This is a genomic window from Kineosporiaceae bacterium SCSIO 59966, assembly GCA_020881835.1.
Classification (GTDB): domain Bacteria; phylum Actinomycetota; class Actinomycetes; order Actinomycetales; family SCSIO-59966; genus SCSIO-59966.
The window spans coordinates 2979944-3005345 of sequence record CP052876.1; the positions used below are offsets into that span (position 1 = coordinate 2979944).

Annotated in this window: 30 protein-coding genes; 10 read left to right on the forward strand and 20 right to left on the reverse strand. The window is 71.8% G+C overall.

Annotation, left to right across the window (positions count from 1 at the left end; genetic code table 11):
* The first annotated feature begins 36 nt into the window (after positions 1 to 36).
* The 6 genes from HJG43_13980 to HJG43_14005 all read left to right on the forward strand — a co-directional run bounded on the left by HJG43_13980 (position 37) and on the right by HJG43_14005 (position 5854).
* Positions 37 to 957 carry a cation transporter gene (locus HJG43_13980; GenBank protein ID UER55462.1) on the forward strand — a complete coding sequence of 307 codons (921 nt, stop codon included), beginning with the start codon at positions 37 to 39 and terminating at the stop codon, positions 955 to 957.
* A gap of 71 nt (positions 958 to 1028) precedes the next feature.
* Positions 1029 to 1574: a hypothetical protein gene (locus HJG43_13985; GenBank protein UER55463.1), complete on the forward strand. Its 546-nt coding sequence runs from the start codon at positions 1029 to 1031 to the stop codon at positions 1572 to 1574.
* A 2-nt stretch (positions 1575 to 1576) separates the two neighbouring features.
* On the forward strand, positions 1577 to 3574 hold the full coding sequence (locus tag HJG43_13990; protein ID UER55464.1) for a bifunctional copper resistance protein CopD/cytochrome c oxidase assembly protein: 1998 nt from the start codon (positions 1577 to 1579) through the stop codon (positions 3572 to 3574).
* 221 nt (positions 3575 to 3795) lie between these two features.
* Positions 3796 to 4434, forward strand: a complete 639-nt coding sequence (locus HJG43_13995; GenBank protein UER55465.1) for a DUF3105 domain-containing protein — start codon at positions 3796 to 3798, stop codon at positions 4432 to 4434.
* A 23-nt stretch (positions 4435 to 4457) separates the two neighbouring features.
* Positions 4458 to 5102, forward strand: coding sequence for a DUF305 domain-containing protein (locus HJG43_14000; GenBank protein ID UER55993.1), 645 nt, complete (start codon positions 4458 to 4460; stop codon positions 5100 to 5102).
* A 2-nt stretch (positions 5103 to 5104) separates the two neighbouring features.
* Positions 5105 to 5854 (forward strand): cytochrome C biogenesis protein, encoded by a 750-nt coding sequence (locus tag HJG43_14005; GenBank protein UER55466.1) that lies wholly within the window; start codon positions 5105 to 5107, stop codon positions 5852 to 5854.
* A gap of 31 nt (positions 5855 to 5885) precedes the next feature.
* Here the strand turns inward: HJG43_14005 and HJG43_14010 are convergent, their stop codons facing one another.
* The 14 genes from HJG43_14010 to HJG43_14075 form a co-directional block, all read right to left on the reverse strand.
* Positions 5886 to 6443: a redoxin family protein gene (locus HJG43_14010; GenBank protein ID UER55994.1), complete on the reverse strand. Its 558-nt coding sequence runs from the start codon at positions 6441 to 6443 to the stop codon at positions 5886 to 5888.
* Between the two features lie 170 nt (positions 6444 to 6613).
* Positions 6614 to 7453 (reverse strand): tetratricopeptide repeat protein, encoded by an 840-nt coding sequence (locus HJG43_14015; GenBank protein ID UER55467.1) that lies wholly within the window; start codon positions 7451 to 7453, stop codon positions 6614 to 6616.
* A gap of 2 nt (positions 7454 to 7455) precedes the next feature.
* Positions 7456 to 7890 carry a cytochrome c-type biogenesis protein CcmH gene (locus HJG43_14020; protein ID UER55995.1) on the reverse strand — a complete coding sequence of 145 codons (435 nt, stop codon included), beginning with the start codon at positions 7888 to 7890 and terminating at the stop codon, positions 7456 to 7458.
* 31 nt (positions 7891 to 7921) lie between these two features.
* On the reverse strand, positions 7922 to 9874 hold the full coding sequence (locus HJG43_14025; GenBank protein ID UER55996.1) for a heme lyase CcmF/NrfE family subunit: 1953 nt from the start codon (positions 9872 to 9874) through the stop codon (positions 7922 to 7924).
* 29 nt (positions 9875 to 9903) lie between these two features.
* Positions 9904 to 10317, reverse strand: a complete 414-nt coding sequence (locus HJG43_14030) for a cytochrome c maturation protein CcmE (GenBank protein UER55468.1) — start codon at positions 10315 to 10317, stop codon at positions 9904 to 9906.
* 111 nt (positions 10318 to 10428) lie between these two features.
* Complete coding sequence (ccsA, locus tag HJG43_14035) at positions 10429 to 11169, reverse strand: cytochrome c biogenesis protein CcsA (protein ID UER55469.1); 741 nt, start codon at positions 11167 to 11169, stop codon at positions 10429 to 10431.
* Complete coding sequence (locus HJG43_14040) at positions 11166 to 11843, reverse strand: ABC transporter permease (GenBank protein UER55470.1); 678 nt, start codon at positions 11841 to 11843, stop codon at positions 11166 to 11168. The genes ccsA and HJG43_14040 overlap by 4 nt, the downstream gene beginning before the upstream one ends.
* Positions 11840 to 12613 carry an ABC transporter ATP-binding protein gene (locus HJG43_14045; protein UER55471.1) on the reverse strand — a complete coding sequence of 258 codons (774 nt, stop codon included), beginning with the start codon at positions 12611 to 12613 and terminating at the stop codon, positions 11840 to 11842. Before HJG43_14045 ends, HJG43_14040 begins: the two co-directional genes overlap by 4 nt.
* A gap of 179 nt (positions 12614 to 12792) precedes the next feature.
* Positions 12793 to 14151, reverse strand: coding sequence for a hypothetical protein (locus tag HJG43_14050; protein ID UER55472.1), 1359 nt, complete (start codon positions 14149 to 14151; stop codon positions 12793 to 12795).
* Entirely contained in the window at positions 14148 to 14879 is a 732-nt protein-coding gene (locus HJG43_14055) for an alpha/beta fold hydrolase (protein UER55473.1), read from the reverse strand. Before HJG43_14055 ends, HJG43_14050 begins: the two co-directional genes overlap by 4 nt.
* 14 nt (positions 14880 to 14893) lie before the next feature.
* Positions 14894 to 16246, reverse strand: a complete 1353-nt coding sequence (locus tag HJG43_14060; GenBank protein ID UER55474.1) for a sodium:proton exchanger — start codon at positions 16244 to 16246, stop codon at positions 14894 to 14896.
* 7 nt (positions 16247 to 16253) lie between these two features.
* The gene (gene lspA, locus HJG43_14065; GenBank protein UER55997.1) at positions 16254 to 16724 is read right to left on the reverse strand and encodes a signal peptidase II; all 471 of its coding nucleotides are present in this window, start codon (positions 16722 to 16724) and stop codon (positions 16254 to 16256) included.
* 101 nt (positions 16725 to 16825) lie between these two features.
* Positions 16826 to 18799 (reverse strand): cadmium-translocating P-type ATPase, encoded by a 1974-nt coding sequence (gene cadA / locus HJG43_14070; GenBank protein UER55475.1) that lies wholly within the window; start codon positions 18797 to 18799, stop codon positions 16826 to 16828.
* On the reverse strand, positions 18796 to 19191 hold the full coding sequence (locus HJG43_14075) for a winged helix-turn-helix transcriptional regulator (GenBank protein ID UER55476.1): 396 nt from the start codon (positions 19189 to 19191) through the stop codon (positions 18796 to 18798). Before HJG43_14075 ends, cadA begins: the two co-directional genes overlap by 4 nt.
* A 174-nt stretch (positions 19192 to 19365) precedes the next feature.
* On the opposite strand from HJG43_14075, the gene HJG43_14080 reads away from it, so the two are divergent.
* The 4 genes from HJG43_14080 (at position 19366) to HJG43_14095 (ending at position 21756) form a co-directional block, all read left to right on the forward strand.
* On the forward strand, positions 19366 to 19782 hold the full coding sequence (locus HJG43_14080; protein ID UER55477.1) for a helix-turn-helix transcriptional regulator: 417 nt from the start codon (positions 19366 to 19368) through the stop codon (positions 19780 to 19782).
* 32 nt (positions 19783 to 19814) lie between these two features.
* A complete protein-coding gene (locus HJG43_14085; protein ID UER55478.1) occupies positions 19815 to 20108 on the forward strand; it encodes a zf-TFIIB domain-containing protein in 294 nt (97 codons plus the stop codon).
* Positions 20109 to 20164: 56 nt separating this feature from the next.
* Positions 20165 to 21067: a cation transporter gene (locus HJG43_14090; GenBank protein UER55998.1), complete on the forward strand. Its 903-nt coding sequence runs from the start codon at positions 20165 to 20167 to the stop codon at positions 21065 to 21067.
* Between the two features lie 410 nt (positions 21068 to 21477).
* Positions 21478 to 21756: a hypothetical protein gene (locus tag HJG43_14095; GenBank protein UER55479.1), complete on the forward strand. Its 279-nt coding sequence runs from the start codon at positions 21478 to 21480 to the stop codon at positions 21754 to 21756.
* 17 nt (positions 21757 to 21773) lie between these two features.
* On the opposite strand, the gene HJG43_14100 is transcribed toward HJG43_14095, so the two are convergent.
* From HJG43_14100 to HJG43_14125, 6 genes are all read right to left on the reverse strand, one after another.
* Positions 21774 to 22574, reverse strand: coding sequence for a DNA polymerase IV (locus HJG43_14100; GenBank protein ID UER55480.1), 801 nt, complete (start codon positions 22572 to 22574; stop codon positions 21774 to 21776).
* A gap of 158 nt (positions 22575 to 22732) precedes the next feature.
* Complete coding sequence (locus HJG43_14105; GenBank protein UER55481.1) at positions 22733 to 23089, reverse strand: hypothetical protein; 357 nt, start codon at positions 23087 to 23089, stop codon at positions 22733 to 22735.
* 144 nt (positions 23090 to 23233) lie between these two features.
* Complete coding sequence (locus HJG43_14110) at positions 23234 to 23578, reverse strand: hypothetical protein (protein UER55482.1); 345 nt, start codon at positions 23576 to 23578, stop codon at positions 23234 to 23236.
* Positions 23560 to 23940, reverse strand: a complete 381-nt coding sequence (locus tag HJG43_14115; GenBank protein UER55483.1) for a hypothetical protein — start codon at positions 23938 to 23940, stop codon at positions 23560 to 23562. The genes HJG43_14110 and HJG43_14115 overlap by 19 nt, the downstream gene beginning before the upstream one ends.
* Positions 23941 to 24331: 391 nt before the next feature.
* Complete coding sequence (locus tag HJG43_14120) at positions 24332 to 24781, reverse strand: hypothetical protein (GenBank protein UER55484.1); 450 nt, start codon at positions 24779 to 24781, stop codon at positions 24332 to 24334.
* A gap of 262 nt (positions 24782 to 25043) precedes the next feature.
* The gene (locus HJG43_14125) at positions 25044 to 25370 is read right to left on the reverse strand and encodes a rhodanese-like domain-containing protein (GenBank protein ID UER55485.1); all 327 of its coding nucleotides are present in this window, start codon (positions 25368 to 25370) and stop codon (positions 25044 to 25046) included.
* Positions 25371 to 25402: the final 32 nt, after the last annotated feature.

The following is a 25402-nucleotide window of genomic DNA, read 5'->3' on the forward strand; positions in this document are numbered from 1 at the left end:
ACCCCAGACGAAGCAAACTTCGTGGAAGGACGACCGATGGGCCTAGGCCACTCGCACGCCCCCACGCATGCCACCGCTTCGGCCGCGCACCGCGGCCGGCTCGTCATCGCTCTGGCGTTGACGTCGACGGTCATGCTGGTGGAGGTCGTGGGCGGACTGCTGTCTGGATCGTTGGCGCTGCTGGCCGACGCCGGGCACATGGCCACGGATGCTGCAGGCATGGCCATGGCCCTGATCGCGGTGACCCTGGCGCAGCGCCCACCGACGACCCGGCGGACCTTCGGCCTGCAGCGAGTTGAGATCTTGGCTGCTGCGGTGAACGCGCTAGTGCTGTTCGGTCTCGCGATCTACATCCTCATCGAGGCGTACCGACGTTTCACCGAACCGCCGGAGATCGCGTCCGGGCTCATGCTCGGCGTCGCCGTCGTGGGTCTGCTCGTGAACACGGTGTCGCTGCTGCTGTTGCGCCGGGGCCAGCGTCAGTCGCTCAACCTCAGGGGTGCCTACCTGGAGGTGCTGGGCGACCTGCTGGGGTCCGTGGCCGTGATCATCGCCGCAGTGGTGATCGCGGTGACCGGGCTCACGGCGGCGGACCCCGTCGCCTCCGTCGTGGTTGCCTTGATGATCCTTCCCCGCGCCTGGGCCCTGCTCAGGGAGGCCGGAGCGATCCTCCTGGAGGCCACACCCAAGGACGTCGATCTGGAGGAGGTGCGGGCGCACATCCTGGAGATGCCAGGAGTGATCGACGTCCACGACATGCACGCCTGGACCATCACCTCCGGCATGCCGGTCCTCTCGGCGCACGTCGTGGTCGTGGACGAACTGGCCGAGGGGGACCACGCCCCGGTGCTCGACGGCCTGGCAGACTGCCTGTCTGACCATTTCGACGTGGAGCACTGCACCTTTCAAGTCGAGCCGTCCCGGCACCGGGACCACGAGAGCACGCTGCACCCGTGAAGCCGTCGCCAACGCATGGGAGCCGTCGGTGCGGGAGTTTCGCCCACACCGGTCGGCGACGGTTGCTGTGGGTGGCCGGAGCCGGTCTGGCGATGGCACTTGCATGGCCCCGTGTCGCGTTAGCGCATGCCGAGCTCACCAGCTCGGACCCGGAGGCTGGCGCATCGCTCGACAAGCCGCCTTCGACCATCAGCCTGACGTACACGGACGACATCGCCCCTGAATTCGTCATGGTGACCCTGTCTGTGGCGGGAGGCCCGCCCTCCCAGTTGGCTACTTCCGTGGAAGGCCCGACCGTGATCGCCGCACTACCCGATGGCCGGCCAGGGCAGTGGCGCGTCGCCTTCCGCGTCGTATCAGGCGACGGACACCCCATCACGGGCGACGTACCGTTCACAGTCGGGCGGCCTGACTCGCCGCCGCCCGTCACGCCCGGCGAAGCCGGGTCCGCGGTCGCGGTCCCGACACGGACCCCGCCTCACTCGTCCGATCGTGATGATCCGCATGCCACGACACCGGAAAGCGACAAGCCAGGTCTGGCCACCGCCGCGGTTGCCGGCGCAGCGGTTCTGGTCGCCGGACTGTGGCTGTGGCGTCGCGGAAGACGGGGGGAGTGAACGTGGTGGGAAGGGCGGCGCCGGTCGGACTGCTCGCCCTGATCCTGGGGACGCCGGCTGTGGCGATCGCTGCGCTGGCGGCCACCACGGGGACACCGGCGCCTCTTCCCGGACTACCGGACGCGGGTTCCGTGACGACCTGGGGTCTGCCGGCGGCCCGGGCGGTGCGCGACGTTGCCGCGGCCGTCACGGTCGGCCTTCTCGTGCTGTCCGCCACTGTGCTGCCCTCCGCCGCCGGATCCGACCCCGACCTGCTGGCCGGTGCCCGCCGAACTGCGGCGCGGTTCGCGGCCATCGGAGCTACGGTCTGGGCTTGGGCGGCTGCGGCGGTCATCGCCTTCACCTACTCCGAGGCCGCGGGACTCCCGTTGAGCGCCCCCGGCACGGGGTCGGCGCTGTGGCGCTTCGTCGTGGACTTCGAGCTGGGTCGGTGGCTCGCCGTCAGTGTCGCCCTCGTTGGCGTCACAGCGACGGGGGCGTGGCTGGCGACGCGGACGACCTCGGCCGGGCTGCTGACCTTGACAGCGATCGCTTCGTTGCTGCCGCTGGCGTTGTCAGGCCACGCCGGCAGCGCCGGCAACCACGAGACGGCTGTCGACACCCAAGCCGTACACCTGGTCGCCGCCAGCACCTGGGTCGGTGGCCTGACCGGCCTGGCACTGCTCCGTCGTCACCTCTCGGCGGCGCACTTCGCGGTGGCGGTAGGGCGGTTCTCCACGCTCGCGACGTGGTGCTTCGCCCTGGTGGGCATCTCCGGGGTGATCGGCGCCGCCGTCAGGGTCGACAGCCTGTCGGGACTGCGCACGAGCTACGGGTCGCTTCTTGCGGCAAAGACGGCCGCCCTGGTCCTCCTCGGTGGCCTCGGCTGGCTGCATCGCCGCAGAGTGGTCGCAGCCCTCGGCGATCCTGCGGGTAGGGGCCGCTGGTTCGCCCGACTGGCAGTGGTCGAGGTAGTAGTCATGGCTGTGGCCGTCGGCCTAGCCGTCGCGCTGGGGCGCACGTCACCGGTCCGACCGGGTCTCCCGCAGGAAGCGCTCACCCTGACCGAGTCGCTCCTGGGCTATCCGATGCCTCCGCCGCTGGGGTTCGAGCAGTGGTTCTCGCAGTGGCGGATCGACCCGCTGTTCACGCCCCTCGCCGTCGCGGCCGCCGCCTGGTACCTGTCCGCAGTCCTGCGACTCCGCCGCCGCGGGGACGCTTGGCCCACCGGCCGGGCCACCGCCTGGATAGTCGGATGCGCGGTGCTGGTCTGGGCGACCAGCGCTGGCCCGGCCGTCTACGGGCGAGTCCTGTTCAGCATGCACATGGTGCAGCACATGACGATCGGCACCCTCGTGCCCATCATGCTCGTCCTGGGCGCGCCCGTCACTCTGGCGCTGCGGACCCTGAGGCGCCGCACGGACGGAAGCCGCGGGCCTCGAGAGTGGATTCTCCTCGCCGTCCACTCCAGACTGCTCCGCGCGGTCGGTCACCCGGTCGTCGCGCCGGTGCTCTTTATCGGCAGTCTGCTGGCGTTCTACTACACCCCGGCACTCGACCTGTCCATGCGCACCCACAGTGGGCACGTCCTGATGACTGCGCACTTCATCGTGGTCGGCTACCTGTTCGCATGGGTGATCTGTGGCCCCGATCCTGGGCCCACGCGACCAGCGTATCCCTTACGCCTGGTGATTCTCATCGCCACGATGGCGTTCCACGCGTTCGTCGGGATTTCGATGATGGGCTCGACGGAGGTGCTGGCCGAGGAGTGGTTCTCCGCCCTGGACCGGCCGTGGGGGCCCACCCTCGCCGAGGATCAGTACACCGGGGGTGCGCTGTTCTGGGCTCTGGGCGACTATCCAGTCGCCATCCTAGCGGTGGCGATGGCTGTGGCTTGGCACCGCGAGGACGCTCGGGAGGCGCGCCGCTACGACCGCCGAGCCGCCCGCGACGGGGACGCCGAGCTGGCCGCCTACAACGCCTGGCTGCAAGAGCGAGCCGCGGGGGACCAGGCGTCATGAACTGCTTCGGACGACCCCTCTCTTGGCGCTCTGCTCCACAGGAGCGCCGGTGACAGATGCGGACGGCACGAGAGCAAGGCTGCCGGCCTCGTGGCCCGGAACACGGCCTGTACCCGGAACATCGACATGACATGGCTCAGGGTGCTACGGAGAAGCGCACGCCGGGGACCTGAACCCCTACCCATCACCTGACTCGGTCGGACAGCAAGGAAGAAGGGACCATGGGCAATCGCAGCAAGGAAGCACAGGCGCGGCAGGCGCGGGTTGCCGCGATGCGGCAAGCACAAGAGCGGCGGGAGAGACAGCGCAGCATCCTCGTCGTCGGTGCCGCCGTGCTGGTGTGCGTCGGCCTGGTGGCGACCGTCGTCTTCGTCATCGTCCGCGAGCGTGACCGTCAGGCTCGCCTGGAGGCAGAAGCGAACGCGCCCATCGAGGGCGTCGCCGAGTTCCCGGACCTGCCCCGCGAGCACGTCACCGAACCAGTGGCGTACGAGCAGGACCCCCCGGTCGGGGGCCAACACGCTCCGGTGTGGACGAACTGTGGTGTGTACAGCCAGCCCGTGAGCAGTGAGCAGTCGGTCCACTCCCTGGAGCACGGTGCCGTCTGGATCACCTACCGTCCCGACCTTTCCGCCGAGCAGGTGCAGCGACTCAACGACCTCGTCGCCGGCGAAGACTACGCCCTGCTCAGTCCCTACCCCGGGCTGGCGACTCCCGTCGCCGCCAGCGCCTGGGGAGTGCAGCTGCTAGCGGACGACGCCTCGGACCCGCGCCTGGAACGCTTCCTGACCCGGTATCTGCAAGGCGAGCAGACTCCGGAACCGGGTGCGGCATGCACCGGCGGAAGCGGTGGCATGTGATGCGACCTGCCGGCCCCGAGTCCATGCGGCGGACCTGGCGCTGGGCCGCCGTGGTTCTGATCGTCGGCGTGTCGACGGCAGCCGGAATGCTCGCCGGGTCGCGGCTCGCCGCCGCGCCGACGAGTCCCCCGGCAGACGACTCCGTCGAGGCCGGCTTCGCCCGCGACATGTCAACTCACCACGCTCAAGCCGTGCAGATGTCCGTGCTGGTCCGCGAGCGCACTCAGGACCCTGAGGTCGCGACTCTGGCCCTGGACATCCTGTTGACCCAACAGCAGCAGATCGGCCAGATGTACGCCTGGCTCGACCGGTGGAACCTTCCGCGGGCGTCGTCCCGGCCTGCAATGGCGTGGATGGAGGATTCCCCGGCGATGACCAGCATGGACGGATCGATGCCGACAGGGCAGTCGACGATGCCGGGCATGGCCAGCAACGAAGGACTGGACCGATTGCGCGCCGCAGCCGGCGAAGAGGCGGACAGGCTCTTCCTCCAGCTGATGATCCCGCATCACCAGGCTGGGGTGGCCATGGCAGAGGTCGCTGCAGCGCAAGCGGCCGACGACGACGTCCGGCGCCTCGCTCAGACCATCGTGGACTCCCAGAGCGCAGAGATCGGTCTCCTCCGCGACATGCTGGATGCCCACGGTGGCCCTCTACCAGGCAGGTGACGATGGAGCTCTACGCCCTGACGTCACTGGCGCTCGTCGCCGGTGTCGTGTCGTTCACGTCGCCGTGCTGTCTGCCGCTCCTGCCTGGCTACGTCTCCTACGTGTCCGGGCTGCGCGAGCCGATGCCGGCGCCGGGAGGGGACGTCGCCACCCTGGTACGCAGCAACCGCCGGGTGATGACCGGCGCCGTCCTGTTCGTGCTCGGCTTCACCATCGTCTTCGTGGCGTTGGGGGTCACCGCCTCGGCTCTAGGCCTGCTGCTGGTGCAGAACAGATCGGTGATCAACGTCGTCGGCGGGGCCTTCGTTGTCCTCGTGGGCCTCACCATGGTGGGCGTCGTTCGGGTGCCGCTGCTTCAGCGGCGGCTGGCGGTGGATGCGTCCAGGTTCAGCCGCGGTCCGGCCAGCGCGCTCCCGCTGGGAGCCGCGTTCGCCTTTGGGTGGACGCCGTGCGTGGGTCCGGTCCTGACCGCGATCCTCGCGACGGCCGCGAGCACTGCGACGCTGTGGCGGGGTGGACTGCTCCTGGCCGCCTACAGCGTGGGCCTCGGTATCCCCTTCCTTCTCCTCGCTGCCGGTCTCGCGCGTGGCAAGCGGCGACCGGAGTGGCTGGCACGCAACTCCCGGCGGATCGAGGTGGCCGGCGGGGTACTGCTGGTGGCGACGGGCCTGGCACTGGCCACGGGCAGCTGGAACGAACTGATGAGCCGGTTCCTGGCCTACTACGCCCGCTTCGGCTGGCCGCCGATCTGAGCGCATCCCGAGGTGCGCTGCTCCACGTCGGTCAACCGCCGGGCGCGCGCTGCACCGGACCGTTGACCATCTCGCCCGGGGACTTGCCGGCCAGCACCTGGTCCAGAGTGCTCGCAAGCAGGGGGAAGGTCGAGGCGCCGGTGATCTTGGCGACAATCGTCCCGTCGCGGTCGATCACGAACGTCTCGGGAACCCCGTAGACGCCGAATTCGAGCCCGCCCCTCGAGCCGGAGTCCACGACGTACTGGTAGCGCTCGCCCCGGCCCAGCTCGTCCAGGAAGGCCACCGCGGTGGCCTTCTGGTCCTGATAGTTGACCCCGACGAAGGTGACGCCGGCGTCCGCGTAGGCGTTGGCAGCGGCAACGAGCTCCGGGTGCTCCTGGCGGCACGGGACGCACCAGGAGGCCCAGAAGTTGACGACCACCACCTGGCCTCGTAGGTCCGCCAGGCGCACGGCCCCCTCCTTCTCCAGGTAGGGCCACTGGACGTCGGGGGCCGGCTTTCCGATGAGGGGGGAGTCCACGAGCGTGGGGTCGGTCCCGAGCCGGGCACCCAGCACGGCGCCCAGGCCCACCACCGCGACGAGCACCAGGGCGCCGAACCACCACAGGGCCCGTGCTCGCGGGCGGGTCTGGGTGCCTGCGGTGCTCAGGGCAGAGACGGCCCCCTGCGGCGGGACGTGGCCGTCCTGGTCCGGCTCCGGTGTGCGCTGCTCCCCGGACGAGGGTGCGGCCGGGATCCCGGCGGCCCGGCGCGCCCTCAACCGCCGCCTCCGGCTGCCGCGCTGGCCCGTGCCTCCTGCAGCAGCGTCGCCACCTGCCCCTGCACCTCCGGCTCCAGCGGCAGCTCCTGCATCCGGCGCAGCGCCTCCACGGCGCCGCTCGGGTCGTCCTGGCCGTAGAGCCGGACGTTGGCCCGCACCCACCAGGCCAGGGGCAAGGCAGGATCGCGCTGGAGTGCCTCGTCGGCGAAGCGCGCTGCCTCCGCGGCGTCGTCCAGCTGCAGCAGGATCCAGCCCAGCGACGCAAGGGCTTCTGCGTTGTCCGGCTGGCGCTCGAGCACCTCGCGGTAGTGCGGGACGGCCTTGTCGAACTCGCCCTGGTCGCGGTAGCGCTCGGCCAGCGCCAGGCGCATTCCCACCACGTCGGGGTTCGCCTCGACCACGCGCTCCATCTCCGCGTCGGTGACCTTCGACAGGTCACGCCCGGTCGGGGGGGCGGAGGGGGCTGGCGCGGGTGAGCCTTGCGAGACCTCGTTGCCGGTGACGAAGCCGCCCACGGGCCGGTCTTGCAGGGTAGGCGGGAGGACGACCCCAAGTGCCACGACCGCGGCGAGCGCGCCCGCACCGTAGACCACGGCGCGCCACGTCACGACGCGGCGCTGTCGGCTGGAACCTGCCTCCTCGGCCGGTTCGCTGCCGTCCAGCAGCGCCAGGGCCTCCGCCGCCGCTCGTTCGTAGCGGCGTCTCAGCTCGGCGGCCGGGCGCGGTGGCACGTCGCCGGTACGAACCTGCTGCTCCAGCTCGAGCAGGTCACGCAGGGCCTGGTCCCGCTGCCGTTCCAACTGGGCACGGCTGGGAGACGACTGGCGGGCGGCCATCATCACGGCTCCTCGTCGTCGGGGGTGACCGGACGCATCCCGGCGACCTCGCGGCGGACGCGCTCGCGCTCCTCCTCCGGCAGCGGCGGAACCTGCCGCCGCGGCAGCGTCGCGAGAACGGCAAGGGCGACCCCGGCCGCCCCGACCGGCAGCAGCCACACGAGCAGCGTCACCCCGCGCGCCGGTGGGTCGAGCACCACCCAGTCGCCGTAACGGGCGCGGAAGTAGTCGAACACCTCCTCGTCGCTGCGGCCGGCGGCCACCTGTTGCTCGACCTCCTGCCGCATCGCGGCAGCCGTCTGAGATGGCGAGTCGGCGATCGAGACGCTCTGGCAAGTCGGGCAGCGCAGGCGCTGCTCGAGCGCGTAAGCTCTGTCCTCTGCGGGGTTCGGGCCGGCCAGCAGGCCCCAGGCCACGATCCCGAGGGCCACCAGCAGGAGGGCGGGTAGGGCGGTCCGCCGGGCCGTCTCACGCACCGGCGGGCACCTTCTCGGACGGCGGAGTGGGCCCGGGGAGCCGGTCACCAGCCCGCGACGTCAGGCGCCGTCCGCTCAGTGCCCACGCCCCGCCCACCATGACGAGGGCACCGGCCGCCCACAGCAACCACATCAGCGGGTGCGTGGACAGGTTGACCGTGATCGACCCGGGCTCCAGCCGCGTGAGCGCGACGTACACGTCGCCGGTGGGTCTGGTCCAGACCGCCGGCGTCCCGACAGCCTGTGGCTGGTTCCGGAACGTCGTCAGGGCGGGCTCCATCGTCCGCGGTGCCTCGCCATCGCGGCTGACCTCCAGGCGGGCGGCACGCAGGGTGCGGTCCGGCAGCTCACGCTCGACGTCGTCCACGTACGTGACTGTGTAGCCGGCGAAGCGGACACTGTCGCCGAGCTCGAGGTCGGCGGAGTCCCGCTGGCCCAGCGCGCCGGAGGCCGCGATGGAAACCGCAACGAGGGCAACGCCGATGTGGGACAGCTGGCCTCCCCAATAGCCCCGTCGGCCCCGGGCCAGGCGCCATATCCCCTGCAGTGAGCGCTGCGGCGCGGTGACGATCAGCTCGCGAGCGCTGGCCGCGGCGATGGTTACCGCCAGCAGGACCACGACCACCACCGTCGGGGCGGTGACGCCGGCCAGCACAAGGCCGGCCGCGGACAGGCTGCCCAGCAGCACCGGCCATGCCAGCCGCCGCCAGAACGCGCGGCCGCTCGCCCGGCGGTAGGGCAGGAAGGGCCCCACGCCCATGGCGAGCAGCAGGGCGAAGGACAGCGGCACCGCCATCCGGTCGAAGAAGGGGCGGCCGACGGAGACCTGCTGACCGGTCACCGCCTCGACGAGCACCGGGTAGAGCGTGCCGAGGAGCACCACGAACGCGTACAGCGACAGCAGCACGTTGTTGACGAGGAAGGCGCCCTCCCGGCTGAGCAGGGACTCCGGGCGACCGCCGCCCACCAGCGCCGAGCCCCGCCAGGCGACCAGGGCGAAGGAGGCCACCGTCACGAGCAGGAAGAAGGCCAGCAGCACCGGCCCGACCGCCGACTGGGTGAAGGCGTGGACCGAGGCGATCACCGAGGACCGGGTCAGGAACGTGCCGAGCAGCGTGAGGGCGAACGTCGAGACCACCAGGATGAGGTTCCAGAGCTGGAGCATGCCCCGCTTGAGCTGCACGACGGCGGAGTGGATGAACGCGGTCGCGACCAGCCACGGGATCAGCGCCGCGTTCTCCACCGGGTCCCACGCCCAGTAGCCGCCCCAGCCCAGGACCTCGTAGGACCACCACGCACCAAGGACCAGGCCGCCGGTCAGCCCGGTCCAGGCGACGAGGTTGGCCCGCCGGGTGCGCCGCAGCCACTCCACGCCGCCCTGCCGCAGCAGCAGCGCCGAGATCGCGAAGGCGAACGGGACGGTGAAGCCGACGTACCCCAGGTACAGCAGCGGTGGGTGGAACGCCACCATGATGTGGTTCTGCAGCAGCGGGTTCGGCCCGGGTCCGTCCGGCGGGGGGTCGGCCATCACCTGGAACGGGTTGGTCACCGTCGTGACCAGCCCGAAGAAGAAGACGGCCACGAGCGCCATCACGCCGAGGGCTCCGGTCCCCAGCCGGTCGGCCGTGCTGGGCACCCCTCGGGCCACCGCGGCGGTGAAGCCCGCCAGCACCAGCACCCACAGGACGGCGCTGCCGTCGAGCGCCGACCACGCCGCCGTCATCTTGAACAGCAGCGGCGTGGCCCGTGAGCCGGTCTCGGCCACGTAGGACACCTCGAAGCTGTCGGTGACCAATGCCGCGACGAGGGCCACCTGGGCGACCACGGCGCCCACGAGGACGCCGGCGGCGGCCAGGCGCAGCTGCCCGATCCGTACCGTCTCGGGTCGGCGCTGCGCGCGCAGCGCCCACCACGCCAGCACGACGGAGCTGGCCAGGCCGAGCATGGCGCCCGCCCAGCCGCCGGCGGCCCAGATCACGGCGCCTCCCCGTCCGTCTCGGTCGCGGGAGCGCGGTACTCCTCGTCATGCTTGACGATCATGGTGTCGGAGGTGAACACGTCTCCACGCCACTGCCCTTCGACGACCACCCCGATGCCTTCGCGGAAGAGCTGGTTGGGGGAGCCGGTGTGCAGGACCTCCACCCGGCTGCCGCCGGAGGCGTCGACCACGGCGAACCGGACCCCGTCAGGCGTGCCCACGACGCTGCCGGTCTCCACGAGGCCGCCGAGGCGGAACCGTTCTCCGGCCGGGGCGTCCGCCCGCCCGGCAACTGCCTCCTGCGGCGTGAGGTAGTAGACGAGGCTGTCGTTGAGGTTGCCGAACGTCAGCACCCCGGCCAGCACGGCGGCCAGTCCGATGCCCGGCACGGCGAACGCGCGGGTGATCACCGCAGCTCCTCGATCTGGCGGCGCGCCCGGGCGCCACGGGCCCGAAGAACGAGCAGGTATCCGGCGATCGAGCCGTACGCGGTCCCGAATCCAAGAGCCACCCAGCCCCAGTCAGCCATGACGCGCCTCCGGACCGTGCACGGCCGCGGCGGGAGCGGCGACGGCGGCCCCGGCTACCGGCCGTCCCGGTGCCATGGTGGCGGCCGCCAGCTCGGCCTCGTCCGCGGCCAGCCGCATGCGCAACCGCAGGGCGGCCACGAAGACGGCGGTGAACGCGAGGAGGTTCACGAGCAGGGCGGCGAGCATGACATGGTCGATCGTGGGGTCGCCGGGGCGGAGGACGGTCGGTGGCTGGTGCAGGCCGCGCCACCACAGCACCGAGAAGTGCACGACCGGCACCTGGACGAAGGCCACCACCCCGAACACGGCGCTACGGCGGGCGCGCTGGCCGGCGTCCGCGATGGCCCGACGCAGCGCCAGGTACGCCAGGTAGACGAAGAAGAGCACCGCAGTCGTCACCAGCCGCGGGTCCCAGGTCCACCAGACTCCCCAGACCGGTTTGCCCCAGATCGCACCGAGGAGGATGGCGAGCCCGGTGAAGAAGACGCCGACCTCCGCGCTCGAGGCGGCGAGGCGGTCCCACCGCTCACCGCGTCGCCACAGCCAGGCGACGCTGCCGAGGAGGGTCAGGCCGAACGCCAGGTACGCCAGCCAGGCGGCGGGCACGTGGACGTACATCAGCCGCTGCAGGTCTCCCTGGAGCCGGTCTGGCGGTGCCGTGAGGGCCGCCGCCAAGCCGACGAGGACGAGACCGCCAGCGGCCACCGCCAGGGACCGGTCGGCCCGCGTCATTCAGCCTCCTCGAGCACTGGTGCGGTCAGCACGGTGGCCAGCAGCGCGAGTAGGTCCGCCAACCCCGTCAAGAGGAGCCACGGCCACGGCGTCCGAGCGTACCAGGCGGCCTCGATGACCTGGGTGGCCCCCAGCAGCAGCGGCACGGTCAGCGGGACGACGAGCAGGGGACCCAGCGTCGCGCGACCGAGGGCGCCGGCGGACACCGCCCCGGCGAGGGCACCCAGCGCAGCCAGCCCGACGGCCACGAGCGGGAGGACGAGGAGCAGCCACGGCCAGCCGGGGACCTGCGGGTCGTACAGCGCCACCGCGACCGGAGCCAGGACCACCTGGAAGGCCAGCAGGAGAACCGCGTCCGCGACGACGCGGGCGAGGGCCCGCGTGGCCGGGTCGACCCCGCACTGTGCGAGCAGCGCCTGTGGCCCGGGCCCATCCTCTGCGCTGTGCCGGACCGTCAGCATGACGCCGAAAAGGAGGACGACAAGCCAGTAGAAGCCCGGCCCCACCTGCCGCAGGAGGGGGATGTCGGTGCCCACGGCCATCGGCAGCAGCAGCAGTGCCACCGTGCCGAACGGCGCGACTACAAGCAGCGCCTCACCGGTGCGTCGCTCGAGCGCCAGCTGCAGCCGCACCAGCGCCCGCAGCTGCTCGCCCACGCTCACCGTGCCGTTCACCGCGCGGCCACCGGTCGCGGGACCGCTGCGCCGTCCACGAGCTCGACGATCCGGTCGGCCAGCGGTCGCATCCGGTCCCGTTCGTGCGACACCAGCACGCAGGCACCTGATCGGGCCCGCACCCGCTCGGTGAGCACCTGGACCAGGTGGAGGCTGTCGCGGTCGAGGCCGGCGTGGGCCTCGTCCAGCAGCAGCAACCGGGGCTCGGTGAGGAAGGCGCGGGCGAGGTCCGCGCGGCGCAGCATGCCATGGGAGCAGTGGTCGGCCCGCCGGTGCGCCGCCGCCGCCAGCCCGACCGTCTCCAGCGCGCTGGCCGCGTCGGCCTCGGCTCGACCGGTGAGCCGCGCGACGAGGCGAAGGTTCTCCCCGAGTCCGAGCTGGGGGTACAGCGCGGGCTGGTGTCCGACTAGGACGACGGAGGTTCGGATCCCGGCGCGGGCGGCCCGACCGGCGGCCCCGCCGGCCCGCAGGTCCGCCCCTAGGACCTGCCCCTGGCCGCCGACCGGGGCGAGCAGCCCTGCGAGGACCCTGAGCAAGGTGGTCTTGCCGGAGCCGTTCGGGCCGAGCAGCCCGATCACCTCGCCGGCCTCCAGCCGCAGATCCAGTTCGCGCAGCACCGGGGTGCCGGCGATGTCGACGTCGATGGATTCCAGGAACGCCACTGGGTCCGGCTTGGGGACTTGACGCACCCTCCCACCGTCACGGCCCTGGGCCACCGTGGGTGAAGCGTCCTGCGACGGGGCATCGGGCCGTCCCGGGGCGGTACTCATACCGCTCCGGTGCTGTCGGGCTGAAAAAGCAGCGGGTACGCCGACCTCACCCCTCTTCGGCTCCAGCATCGGTTGCTCCGTCGGGACCGTGACCCAAAGGGCGGGGCGGCGATCCTCCTGTGCTGCATGGTAGACGGCATCGGGAGAGGGGTAGCCAGCCACGGCCAGGCGCAGACCCTTCACGAGGCGGCAGGGGTGTCGGTGACGGTCAGCTCCGGGTGGCCGGCCAGGCCGGTGAGGGCATCGGCGAGCGCCAGCGGGGACCACGGTCGGGTGGCCTCCGGCAGTGACCGAAGCGCTGGTCCGTAGCGGGCGAACGCCGGGAAGTCGGCGGGAAAGGCGGTCGGGTTTACGCCGAGCAGCCGTCCCCGGCGCTGGGCCCGGCGGGCCAGCTGCTCCCAGTGCGCGGCGTCGACCTGCCCGCGGGAGGGGACCCCGTTGCTGAACAGGAGAACGTCGATCTCCTCGTAGGAGGCGCGGTCGAGGTAGGCGGTAAGGCAGTCCGCGGCCCGGCGCACCGGGAAGAAGGTCCAGAACGGCACGGACGCGGTGGTGATGGTCCGCCAGGGGTCGTGGACGATGAAGGAGCTGACCAGCAGCCGCTGTCCCGGCTCTCCCCGTGCCCGCACCCAGGTGCGGATCGTGTCGGCCACGGCCGGTGCCGGGTCCTGGGGATGCTCGTAGCGGACGTCGATGACGGGGTGGCCCCGCGACCTCGCCCAGGCATGCACGTCGGGGAGCAGCGCGTCGGCGAAGCCCCACTCCGCCTCCGCGGCCTCGTCGTCCGCTGCTGGCGCACCCGGTTCCGCGGCGTACTCCTCCGCGCTCATGCCGCCCTGCGCGCCGTACTGAAAGACATGCCGGTCGGAGATCCGGGTGACCGGCCATGTGGAGGCGTCGCGCACCACGATCACCGGGGCGCCGGGTTCCAGACAGTCGGTGAGGAAGCGCTCGTACGCCCGGGGCAGCGCCCGCCACTTGACCCGGAAGTAGGACATCTCGGATGCGCTCAGCGCGTCCTGGTTGGCGTCGTGCATGTGGTGCAGCTCGACGCCGGGGTTGCCGGCGAGCAGGGCCGGAGCGTGCCGCAGGCCGAACTCCATCGCGGCACGGGCGTCGCGTGGGTCGGCGCCGGGACGGCGTACTGGCAGCAGCAAGGTCTGCGGCAGCCACGGCAGTCCGCAGGCGGCCGCGAGATGAGCCAGCGCCCCGTTCGAGGAGCCGAGCAGCACAGCCGGGTAGCTCCGGGACGGGTAGTGGCCGGCGACCCAGGCAGCGACGGCCGCCAGATCGACGTCTCCCAGCCGGTGCGGCGGCACGCCCTCCCGCCCGCTGGCGATCGCGTAGGCGCGTCGGCGCAAGCGGAGTGGGAGCAGCGCGCTGGCCCGCACCAGCGGGGCCTTGAGCGGCGACTGGCCGAGGTGGGGGAAGTCCCGGCCCTGCAGGGCGCGCGCCAGGGCGCTCAGGAATGCCGAGGCGGAGTCGAAGGCGGCCACACACCGTTCAGGGGGCAGGGCACCGGAGCGGCTGGTGGTCATGACTGGCCCCTGACGCCCGCGAGGTGCAAGACCTCCACGAAGGTCTCCGGGCGGCTGTACGGCCACGCGCGCCCGGCCTGCGGCACGACAAGCAGCCGTGCGGACAGGAGAGCGGCTAGCTCGGCGGCCCAGGCGTGCCGGCAGATCGGGTCCGCCTGGCCGCGGACGACGGTGGCGGCGACCTGCAGATGGGCTGCGACGTCCTCGGGCCGGTCTTCCAGCGCCGCCTGGATTCCGGCGGCGATGCGGCGAGCGCCGGCGCGCCACCAGTCGGGCAGCTGCTCGAGCCCGAGTCGGCGGGACTCGCGTGGCATGTCCCGCAGCCACGCGGCGAGCAGTACCGGCAGCCGCCGCTGGGCGGGATCGACGGTGGGACCGATGAGCACCAGCCGGGTCACCACGTCCGGCAGCTGCGCCGCCAAGTGCAGCGCGACCTGGCAGCCGAAGGAGTGCCCGACCAGCGTCACCGGCGCACGCTGGTGGCGCAGGTCGGGGGCCAGCGCGGTCGCGACTGCGGCTAGGCTCCCCGGTGGAACTTCCGGGGCTGCGATCGGCGGCAGGACCTGCACGGCCACTCCGGCGGCGGCCAGGGCCGCGGCGGGGCCGGTGAAGTACCGCCGCACGGCCAGGCCGGGCACTACCGCGACGTGCTCGCGAACCTGCGGCGGGCTGTGCGTCCCGGGAGCGTGATGCCGGAGGTCGGGGCCGGGAGCACTGGGAGTGGTCATGGGGGTGTTCAGCTTCACCGCGGTCCTGCCTCGCCGCCGTGGTAGGGCTCGCCGGTGTCTCCGCCGGGCGCGGCTGCGCGGATCTGCTGCTTCGGGGCGCGCAGTCCGGTGGCCAGCACCTCGGCCAGCGCGTGGCGGCGCCGCACCAGCAAGATCGAGGCGAGGGCCAGGTAGACGGCGGCGACCACGATCCGGGTGACCCCGGCTAGGCCAGGAGGGGTGGTCCAGGCCGCGATGAACTGGACGGTGAACAAGACGAGCAGCGACCACGCCCCGGCGCGGGTCAGCCGACCGCCGACGATCAGGGCGACTGCGAACACCGACTGTGCCGCGGTCAGCAGCAGCTCCTCGCGCTGCACCGCGTCCACCGGCAGTCCGCCCCACGACCCGGCGGAGACCGCGAACACCAGCGGCAGGACCCCGACCAGAAGGGTCCACTGGTTGATCTTTGAGGAGATCAGCGCGCCGAGCGCGGCGGCGGACTGCAGCTTCCAGGCGAGCAGCAGCACCGCGATGAACTCCGGTGTTTCCGAGGCCAGCGGCGCGACCCACTGAACGAGCAGGAACTCGCTGACGTTGAGCTGCTCGCCGGTGGCCACCAGGCTCTCCGCGAACGGCTCGGCAACAACAAGGATGATCCCGGCGGCGACCATCAGCATGATGGCGGTGATCACCCGGCGGGTGCGAGCGGACAGTCTCGCCACCCGCGCCGCCGGACCGAACAGCTCCGATTCCTCGTCCTCCGCATCGTCGCCGTCGAGCTCGTCCTCGACCGCCCGGACTCGCCACAGGTAGGCGCCGAAGATCGAGAACAGCACCACGGTGTCCACGATCGTCAGCGACGAGCGGAACGGGAAGGACAGCGCGTACGCGCTGGCCACGGCGAGGAAGGCGAGTTCGACGACCTGCACTCGCTGTAGCTCGACCGCTGCGGGACGCCGGCCGTCGCTGGCTTCGCGAGTGCCGCGGCCGCTGCGCGAGGAGGCCCGCCGCATCGCCGCGATCGCGGCCAGGGCGACGACCGACCAGCCCACGCCGATCAGCAGCCGGTTGGCGCCGGTCATGTTCGCCAGCGCCAGCGGCGCGTAGGTGGCTGGGTCCTGCCCGGCCTTCCAGGCGAAGACGACGTCCACCGCGTACTCGGGCAGCACCGCGATCAGCGCCAGCAGTGCCAGCGCCAGGCCCTGCCCGATGTCCATCTCGGCGAGCTCGGTGCCCCAGGTGAGCAGGAACGCGGCACCGACCACGGCGGCAGCGAACGCCAGCGCGGCCACGACGGGCGGCACCTGCCAGCCGGCCAGGCGCAGCACGAGGCCGGGCAGGCTGGCGACCACTGGCAGGGCCAGCCCCCCAGCCAGGCGAGTCATTCCACGTTCATTCATGACCAGCTCGCTGCCCTTCTTGGCGAATGCCGTTCCCGGGGGCCGCCCCGCCGGGGTCGTCGGCTGCGCGTAGCCCGGCCAGCACGAGGAGGGCGGCTCCGGTGACGATCGCGGTGTCGGCCAGGTTGAAGGTGGGCCACCAGCCGGTGTGCAGATAGTCGGTAACCACACCATCGGCGGCCCGGTCTGCGACGTTGGCCACGGCGCCGCCGAGGATGGCGGCCAGTGCCGCGGCTCGCCACCTGGACCCGGTGGCGGCGGTGCGCCAGGCCAGGACGGCCATCACAGCGGTGATCAGTCCCGTGACCACGAGCACCGCGGCGCTGGGCGCCTCGGCGGCGAGCGAGAACGCCACCCCGGGGTTGTAGGCCAGCCGCAGGTCCACCGGCCCGGCCTCGATGCCTCCGGCCGGTAGCGCCCGCTGTGCCCAGGCCTTGGCGGCCAGGTCGATGCCGGCGACCATTGCGGCGGCGACGAACAGCCCGGTGCGCCGGCGGGATTCCTGACGCCGACCGTCGGGGACAGGGTCGGCAGCACCGGCGGACGGCCCGACCGGGATCGGTGTCACCGGGAGGCGCCGACGGTCTGGGTCTTCGGCGCGGCGGGCTCGACGGCCTGAGCGGGGGGCAGCGACGTGGTACGGCCGGCGCGGACGCCGTTGGCGATCACGACGACCTCGGCGACCTCGTGGACCAGGACGACCGCGGCCAGGCCGAGGACGCCGAACAGCGCCAGCGGCATCAGCACGGTCACGATGGCCAGCGACAGGGCGACGTTCTGCAGCATGATCCGCCGGGCACGGCGGGCATGGGTGAACGCTTGCGGCAGGTGCCGCAGGTCCTCTCCCATCAGGGCGACGTCGGCGGTCTCGATCGCGACGTCGGTGCCCATCGCGCCCATCGCGATGCCCAGGTCGGCGGTGGCCAGGGCGGGTGCGTCGTTGACGCCGTCACCGACCATCGCGGTGGCGTGCTGTTCGCGCAGCCGGGCGACCAGGGCGGCCTTGTCCTCCGGGCGCAGCTCGGCGTGCACGGCGTCGATGCCGGCCTGAGCGGCCAGCGCGGTCGCGGTGGCGGTGTTGTCGCCGGTGAGCATCGCGACGTGGTACCCGTCCCGGCGCATCCGGGCGACCACCTCGGGAGCCTCCGGGCGCAACTCGTCGCGGACGGAGACCGCGCCGATCACCGCCCCGTTCTCTTCGATGAGGACGGCGGTCGCCCCGGCGTGCTGCATCCGCTCCACATCCGCGGCGAGCGGGCCGGGCTCAAGCCAGCCGGGGCGGCCGAGGCGGACCGGCCGGCCGTCGATGTGGCCGGTCAGGCCAGCGCCGGGGACCGCCTGCACGTCGGTGGCCGGGGCGGGGTCGTCGACGGCGGCCAGGATGGCGCGGGCGAGCGGGTGCTCGCTGCGGGCCTCCAGCGCGGCGGCCACCGCCAGCACGTGTTCGCGTGAGGCGGAGGCGGTGGCGGCGACGTCGACCACGGTGGGTCGGTTGCGGGTCAGGGTTCCGGTCTTGTCCAGCGCCACGGCGCGGATCTTGCCGAGGGCTTCCAGGGCGGCGCCGCCCTTGACCAGGGCGCCCTGCTTGCTGGCGGCGCCGATCGCGGCGACCACGGTGACCGGCACGGAGATCGCCAGCGCGCACGGCGAGGCCGCGACCAGGACGACCAGGGCCCGCTCGATCCACGTGGCCGGGTCACCGAAGACGCTGCCGAGGGCGGCGATCAGCGCCGCGGCCACCATCACCCCCGGGACCAGCGGCCGGGCGATCCGGTCGGCCAGGCGCTGGGCCTGGCCCTTGCGGGACTGCTCGGCCTCCACGATCCGCACGATCCGGGCCAGTGAGTTGTCCTCGGCGGTGGTGGTCACCTCGACCTCGAGGACGCCGATGCCGTTGATCGAGCCGGCGAACACCTCATCACCGGGACCGGCCTCGACCGGCACCGACTCCCCGGTGATCGCCGAGACGTCCAGCGCGGTCCTACCGGAGATGATCAGGCCATCGGTGGCGATCCGCTCACCCGGCTTGACCACCATCGTGTCGCCGACGCGCAGCTCGGCCGGCGCGACGACCTGCTCGACGCCGCCGCGACGCACCGTGGCCTGCTCGGGCACCAGGGACAGCAGCGCGCGCAGCCCGCGTCGGGTCCGGGCCAGTGAGTACTCCTCCAGGCCCTCGCTGATCGAGAACAGCATCGCCAACGCGGCAGCCTCGCCGACCTCGCCGAGCAGCACCGCACCCACCGCGGCGATCGTCATCAGCGTGCCGACGCCGATCTTGCCCCGCCCGAGGCGCCGCAGCGTGGAGGGGACGAACGTAGTCGCCCCCACCAGCAGGGCCGCGGCGTCGAAGGTCAGCGGCAGCCAGGACGGGCCGTCGGCACGGTTGGCGATAAACGCCGCGAGCAGCAGCAGCGCGGCCAGCGCGGCCGCCTGCAGCTCGCGGACCTGCCAGAACCGCTCCGGCTCGTGCTCCTCGCCCTCCTGCCCGGCCGGGGTCGTCGGGTCCTCGTGACTGCAGCCGCAGGCGTCGCTCATCGAGTGCCCTCCTTTACTGGGGTGCCGGCGGGGGCGTCGGTTCCGTACACGGGGCACAGCGCTACCGCGTTGCCGGTGGCGGCCAGCAGCGTCTCGGCCGCGGCGAGCAGGTCCATCAGCTCCGGTCGGGTCAGCGAGTAGAAGATCTGCCGGCCCTGCGGCCGGCCGACCACCAGCCCGCAGTCCCGCAGGCACGCCACGTGCGCCGACACCGTGGACTGCGCCAGTCCGAGCTCGGACATCAGGTCCACGACCCGGGCTTCCCCGTGAGCGGCGAGTCGCCGCACGATCGACAACCGGGTGGGGTCTGAAAGGCTGTGGAACAGCGCCACCGCCGACCCCAGGTCCTGCGCCGTCGCTTGCGGGCCAGAGGTCATGTCTTCAATCGTCATGCGGCGATGCTAGCGCCACGATGCGCTGGCACCCAACCCAGGCGCTTACTATCGTAAGCGGCTACGACGTCCGCGTTCAGGACCTGCGGGGTCGGTCGGCACCGGATGCGGATCCTGCCCACCAGGCGGTTCGTCATCCGCGCGCGGCGCACCAACCATTGATAGCCTGATCAGATGAGCGCTAGATCAGCTCCCGGGGCCAGTGCTTCGGCGCATCCCTGCTCGTCGCCGTCCGGCGCAGGTCGGGTGGCTGCTCTGGAACGGTCGCTGCCGCCGGCGCCATTGGTCGAGGACCTGGCGGCGGTCTTCGCGCTGCTCAGCGATCCCGGCCGGGTCCGCCTGCTGATCACCTTGCTCGAGGGCGGCGAGGTCTGCGTGCACGACCTGGCGGCGGTCACCGGCCAGAGTGAGTCCGGAGTCAGCCACGCGCTGCGCCTGCTGCGGGCGCACCGGGTGGTGGCGGCCCGCCGCAGTGGTCGGCTGGTGTTCTACCGGCTGGCCGACGGGCATGTGCGAATGCTTCTGGACGTCGCCCTGACGCACCTGGGGCATGCCCCCGCGGCCAGAGTCGTAGCACCCGACGAGTCTTGAGTACCACCGTCCTCCCACGGAAAGGCACCGCGATGACCGAGACACAGCAGACCTTGACCTGCCCCAAGTGCGGCGCGGACATGCGTGCCTACGAGCGCAACGGGATCACCATCGACCAGTGCACCGCTTGCCGCGGCATCTTCCTGGACCGCGGGGAGCTTGAGCGCCTCGTCGACGCAGAGAGCGCGTTCTACGGTCGGCCGGGCCCACAGCAACCTCCTGCGTATGGCGACGACCGGGGACATCACGGTGGGTACGGCAGTGGGCACGGTGGACACGGGCAGGGTCAGCGTCGCCGGGGTTTCCTTGGTGATCTGTTTGGCTGAGGTCAGCGTGACGATCCGCGACGATGCGTACCAGCAAGGCTGCGGGAGGTCTTGACGTGGGGGAAGGACACGCACACACCTCCGCGGTAACGGCCGCTGGACGGCACCGCAAACCGCTGTTCATCGCGTTCGGGCTGACCGCCAGCTACATGGTGGTGGAGTTCATCGGCGGGTTTCTCTTCGACTCCCTTGCCCTCCTCTCGGATGCGGCACACATGGGCACCGACGTCCTGGGACTCGGAATGGCCCTGGCGGCGATCACACTCGCCCAGCGCCCTTCGCCCTCCCAGCGCACCTACGGCGCCTACCGGCTGGAGGTGCTCGCAGCGCTGGCCAACGGGGTGCTGCTGTTCGGCGTGGCCGGCTATGTCCTGTACGAGGCCTACCGCCGCCTGTTCGAACCCCCTGAGGTGCCCGGCGTCCCCCTGATGGCCGTCGCCGTGGTCGGGCTGGTCGTGAACCTCATCAGCTTCCGGCTGCTCAGCGCGGGATCGAAGGTCAGCCTCAACATCCGCGGCGCCCATCTGGAGGTGCTGGGCGACCTGCTCGGATCGGTCGGCGTGATCGTGGCCGGCGTCATCATCTACACCACCGGATGGCCGTACGCAGACCCGCTGATCGGCGCTGGGATCGGCCTGTTCATCCTGCCCCGCACATGGAAGCTGACCAGCCAAGCGCTGCGCGTCCTCATGGAGGTCGCTCCTCCCGGCTTGGACGTCGAGGAGGTCCGGGGACGCATCCTCGCGCTCCCCGGCGTGGTCGACGTCCACGATCTGCACATTTGGACCTTGACGTCGGGCCTGGAGAACGCAACAGGACATGTCGTGGTCGCCGACGACGTGGACTACCACGATGTCCTGGACCGGGTGTCGTCGATGCTCGCGGAGGACTACCACGTCCTCCACGCCACCATCCAGTGCGAACCTGTGCACCACGACGAACACGTCACGCCCATTTGACCTGACCCGACGGAAGGTCCTCATGACGATGAGACGCAGCACCGCGGTCTGGCCGCTACCTCCAGAAGTGCCGCGCCCATCTCCGCCCGGCACACCGGACGAGCCGCCGCCCCCTCGACGTCCTACGGGGCCGTCCCTGCCGACGTGGGAGGAGCCGGACCTGACGGCCCGTGACCGGGACCTCGCCGACCGGCTGCTGGAGCAGCGCTTCGTCGTGGCCAGCGGGCACCTCGACGACGCCCTGGCCCACCGCATCACCTCCCAGCTGCTCCAGCTCGGTCGCCGGGAGAGCGACCCACTCGAGCTGCACCTGTCCTGTCCGACATCGGAACTGGGCCCGTGCTGGCGCTCGCCGATGCCGTGGACCTGCTCCACGCCCCTGTGCATGTTGAAGCGTTCGGGGCACCTCGGTGGGCCGGCGGTCGCCGTGCTGTGCGCGGCCCAGGAGCCGCGCGGCGCATCGGCATGCCGTGGTCATCCTGTCCGTGCCGCGAATGAGCGCCGAAGGTGACGCCGAGCAGCTGCGGGTTGCCGTCGACCAGCACGAGCTGCTGGTTCGCCAGCTGCAGGACCGGCTCGTTCGGCGGGCAGGCCGACCGGCTCCGGAGGTGGAGGCGGACCTGCGGCACGGGCGGGTGCTCTCTGTGGAGCAGGCGCGCGAGTACGGCCTGCTCGACGAGCTGCTGTAGCGGTCACGGGTCGCCGCTCAGGTCGCGAACTCGGCGCGGACGCCGAGCAGCCGCACCGGTCTCCCTGGCGGGAACGACTCGAGGGCCACGAGCGCGGCGCTCTCCAGGGCCTCGGCGTCGGACGTCGGAGCCGGCAGCGCCTGCCCGTGCGTCTGCGTGGTAAACGGCGCGTACCGCACCTTGACGACGACCCGCGCCGCCGGCAGGTCCTCGGCGGCCACGTCGTCCGCCACGCGCCGGGCCAGCTCGGCGACCTCCCGGCGGACCTGGTCCCAGTCGGCCAGGTCCTGCTGGAACGTGATTTCCCGGCTGCGCGAGCGGGCCACCCAGGGCGTGCCGACGGTCGCGGAGTCCCTGCCCTGCGCGAGGCGCACGAGCCATGGCCCGGTCATCGGGCCGAACCGGCGAGCAAGCTGCTCCGGGTCGGCGGCCGCGAGCTGAGAGACCGTCGAGATGCCCTCTTGCCCAAGCTTCTTGGCGGTCTTGCTGCCGATTCCCCACAGCGCGTCCACGGGTTTGTCCCCGAGCACCTCGAACCATGTGGCGCCGGTGATCCGGAAGATCCCGGGCTTGCCGAAGCCGGTGGCGAGCTTGGCTTGCAAGCGGTTCCGGCCGATGCCGACGGTGCAGTCCGGGGCGGTCGCCTGCCGCACCGCCTGCTGCACCTGGCGCGCTACGGCCTCCGGGTCCTCGGCGTCCACGCCGAGGAACGCCTCGTCCCACCCCAGCACCTCCACCTGGGGCACCAGCGACCGCAACACCGCCATGACACGTTCGGAGGCCTCTTCATAGAGCTCACGGCGCACCGGCAGGAACATGGCGTCCGGGCACCGGCGGGCCGCTGTTCACAGCAACTGGCCGGACGTCACCCGAAGGCCCGTGCCTCGTACGAGGCGGTGCTGAGGTTCCCCCCGCAGCGTAGAGGCATCAGCTATAAGGGGTAGCGATGTCTGAGCTTGCGATTAAACCTTGACCATCACTTGCGAGATGTCTCCTGCAAGATCAGTTTGGTGGCTTTGGCTGCCACTTCGCGCATCTGCTTGATCAGGGCGCGTAGCTGCCGGTCGTTGCCGATCCATTCTTGGTAGAGCTCGGCTTCGGCCGGGCTGAGGCGGCGGGTCACGGTCTTGCCATCGATCTTGGCGGTCCACTGGTAGTACGGCCCGAGCAGTACCGGCGGGTCGGCGTGGCAGTGGCAGTTCGGTTTGCCGCATCGGTTGTGCCGGTAGCTGATGCTGCCGGAGGCGATGAACCCGACGTCGGCGACGCGTTCGGCCAGCTGCCGATAGCGGCGCTGGTAGGCCGCCAACCGGTCCGCGGTGGTTCTCGCCATGTCCGTGTTTCCCCTGGTTTGCGGCCACTGCGGTGTGTCGCACCCGATTCTGCCAGCCCCTGTCCGACAGTCGATCCACTCGCGGACAGGAGGGAACGCCATGTTCACGCCGACCCATCCAGCGGTCCTCATCCAGGGCGTCGTTCAACACCGAGGAGCTCGTGTTCTGCCACCCGGAGTGTTCCACACGGGCTGAACGTCCGGGTTGGGGTTCTCCGAGACCCGGAAGTAGTAGTGCACCTGGTCCCCGTCGGGGTCCGTCGCCGACGCCGACAGCGGCGGCTCCACCTTCTGCTCGATCGCGCCGTTCGCCGGCGCCTGCAGCGTCGCCACCGACGCGTTCCGGTTCAGCGTCAGCCACAGCTCGCCGTTGACCGTCTTGTAGGTCCACGCCGACGCCGACTGGGTGCCGCGAAGCATGAACCAGATGCTGCTGTCACCCCGGTTGACCGCGTCCCGCACGGACGTCGTCAGCCGACCGTCGCGCATGTACGCGTCGCTGGCGAACCCGGCGGTGGCAGCTCGGTGCCGATCCCGTTGTAGCCGAACTGTGTGGCATGGTTCAAGTACAGCGACCGCGTGGTGGTGTCCCCGCTGGACCGCTGGAAGGTGGCCTCCACGTCCACCACCTGGACGTCCCAGCCGACGGCGTTCGCGTACACGAAGTGGGTCACCGACCGCCACGACGTGCCGTCCCCGATGCTGCCCACCCGCATCGGGCCACCGCGGACCACGGTGCCGTCCGACTTGTAGTTGTACGCGTCGTCGTAGCCGGCCCGCTCGTACTGGAAGGTCGGGTCGACCAGCACCGGCCACACCCGCGCCGGATCGTCCAGCCACGCCGTCGGCACCTGCACGGTCCCCTTCCACCGCGCGCCGACCCGTTCCAGGCGTAGCTGCCGTTGGTGTCCGCCGGCTCCCGCATCCCCTCCACGCCGGAGGAGTCGGTGATGTACGGGATCGGCATCGACATCACAGGCGTGCCGTCCGTCGCGGTGACCGCGATCCCGCCCTCGTCGTCCAGCGCCAGTGCGCCGGCGTCCGCATCGATCCAGAACGACCACGCGCCGTCCCCGGCGGCGACCCGGTCGGCGACGACGATCGTCTCCTTGACCGCCGACCCGGTCACCTCGTACTCCACGTCCGAGCCCTCGGCAGCCGCGGGGAACCGCACTCCGGGCGGCCCACCGAGCCGGTCCGCCGGCGCCGGCCTGTCCGGCTGGTCGGCCTGCACCCGCAGGCTCACCCCACCGGTGGATACCGCCAGCAGGCCCCCGGTGCCGTCTGCGCCCAGTACCGGCGCCAACGGATGGCGCCTGGCCTTCGTCCCCGCCCTGAGGGCCGTCCCCCTGCGCGCGGCGGCCGGCAGATCCCCTCGGTGGCCTCCACCAGCGCCGGGTCGGCCGGCTCGAACCGCCCGGGCGCCACCTCCACGTTGATCGGCTCGGCGGCCACCCGGACCGTCCGGGACCCGTCCGGGTTCGCGTACGTGTCGGTGGTAGCGTCCCGCCCCACCAGCTTCGACTTCCCCGGCTCATACGACTTCGGCAGCCGCTCCAGCTTCGGCACCTCCGGGGCCAGCGGAGCATCGAACGGCACGTTCTCGAACGCACCCCACCTCGCCGCGTCATCGACCACCGCCGCGCCATCGGTGCCCGACGCCGCACCGGCCGGCAGCGGCGCCGGTTCCACCCGCGACGAAGCCTGCGCAGAGGGAGCTGCGGCCACCGCGGTGTTCACCGGCCCGGTCACCACCGAGGTCCCAACACCGCCGCCCCGGCCACCACCCCGGTCCACCGCCACACCGACGCCGACCACCGCATCGCCAGCACCCCCGAGGCGCCGATGCCGCCCCACGGGCGACGACTGCCCGATTCCTACCGCTCCGTAGCGGTCACATGGCAGTGCGTCGGGCCAGGTCATCCGAACGGAGCAACAGCCGTGCACTCGCGTGTCAGATCACCCGAGGCTCGCGGTCTCCCTCGGCGACGATCGGGCGCCCGGCCTCGACCCACGCGGCCATCCCGCCGGCGACGTTGACCGCGTCGAAGCCGACGTCGTTGAGCCACTCGGCGACGCGTGCGGACCGCCCACCGGTCCGGCAGATGACGTGGACCTCGGTGTCGGCGGGCACCTCGCCGTAGCGGGCCATCAGCTCGGTTGCGGGCAGGTGGATGGCGCCGGGTGCGTGGCCGGCGTCCCACTCGTCCCGCTCACGGACGTCGAGCAGCACCGTGCCCGGACCCACCTCGTCGACCCGGGCGGTGGGGATCTCGGACATCGACGACACTCCCCTCGAAGCACGAATGGGAA

Coding starts and splice junctions, on each gene's coding strand:
- HJG43_13980 (UER55462.1), top strand. CDS start 37: ATGGGCCTAGGCCACTCGCACGCCCCCACGCATGCCACCGCTTCGGCC.
- HJG43_13995 (UER55465.1), top strand. CDS start 3,796: ATGGGCAATCGCAGCAAGGAAGCACAGGCGCGGCAGGCGCGGGTTGCC.
- HJG43_14000 (UER55993.1), top strand. CDS start 4,458: ATGCGGCGGACCTGGCGCTGGGCCGCCGTGGTTCTGATCGTCGGCGTG.
- HJG43_14005 (UER55466.1), top strand. CDS start 5,105: ATGGAGCTCTACGCCCTGACGTCACTGGCGCTCGTCGCCGGTGTCGTG.
- HJG43_14015 (UER55467.1), bottom strand. CDS start 7,453: ATGGCCGCCCGCCAGTCGTCTCCCAGCCGTGCCCAGTTGGAACGGCAG.
- HJG43_14025 (UER55996.1), bottom strand. CDS start 9,874: ATGCTCGGCCTGGCCAGCTCCGTCGTGCTGGCGTGGTGGGCGCTGCGC.
- ccsA (UER55469.1), bottom strand. CDS start 11,169: ATGACGCGGGCCGACCGGTCCCTGGCGGTGGCCGCTGGCGGTCTCGTC.
- HJG43_14045 (UER55471.1), bottom strand. CDS start 12,613: ATGAGTACCGCCCCGGGACGGCCCGATGCCCCGTCGCAGGACGCTTCA.
- HJG43_14050 (UER55472.1), bottom strand. CDS start 14,151: ATGACCACCAGCCGCTCCGGTGCCCTGCCCCCTGAACGGTGTGTGGCC.
- HJG43_14055 (UER55473.1), bottom strand. CDS start 14,879: ATGACCACTCCCAGTGCTCCCGGCCCCGACCTCCGGCATCACGCTCCC.
- HJG43_14060 (UER55474.1), bottom strand. CDS start 16,246: ATGACTCGCCTGGCTGGGGGGCTGGCCCTGCCAGTGGTCGCCAGCCTG.
- lspA (UER55997.1), bottom strand. CDS start 16,724: ATGGTCGCCGGCATCGACCTGGCCGCCAAGGCCTGGGCACAGCGGGCG.
- cadA (UER55475.1), bottom strand. CDS start 18,799: ATGAGCGACGCCTGCGGCTGCAGTCACGAGGACCCGACGACCCCGGCC.
- HJG43_14075 (UER55476.1), bottom strand. CDS start 19,191: ATGACGATTGAAGACATGACCTCTGGCCCGCAAGCGACGGCGCAGGAC.
- HJG43_14080 (UER55477.1), top strand. CDS start 19,366: ATGAGCGCTAGATCAGCTCCCGGGGCCAGTGCTTCGGCGCATCCCTGC.
- HJG43_14085 (UER55478.1), top strand. CDS start 19,815: ATGACCGAGACACAGCAGACCTTGACCTGCCCCAAGTGCGGCGCGGAC.
- HJG43_14100 (UER55480.1), bottom strand. CDS start 22,574: ATGTTCCTGCCGGTGCGCCGTGAGCTCTATGAAGAGGCCTCCGAACGT.
- HJG43_14105 (UER55481.1), bottom strand. CDS start 23,089: ATGGCGAGAACCACCGCGGACCGGTTGGCGGCCTACCAGCGCCGCTAT.
- HJG43_14110 (UER55482.1), bottom strand. CDS start 23,578: ATGCGCGACGGTCGGCTGACGACGTCCGTGCGGGACGCGGTCAACCGG.
- HJG43_14125 (UER55485.1), bottom strand. CDS start 25,370: ATGTCCGAGATCCCCACCGCCCGGGTCGACGAGGTGGGTCCGGGCACG.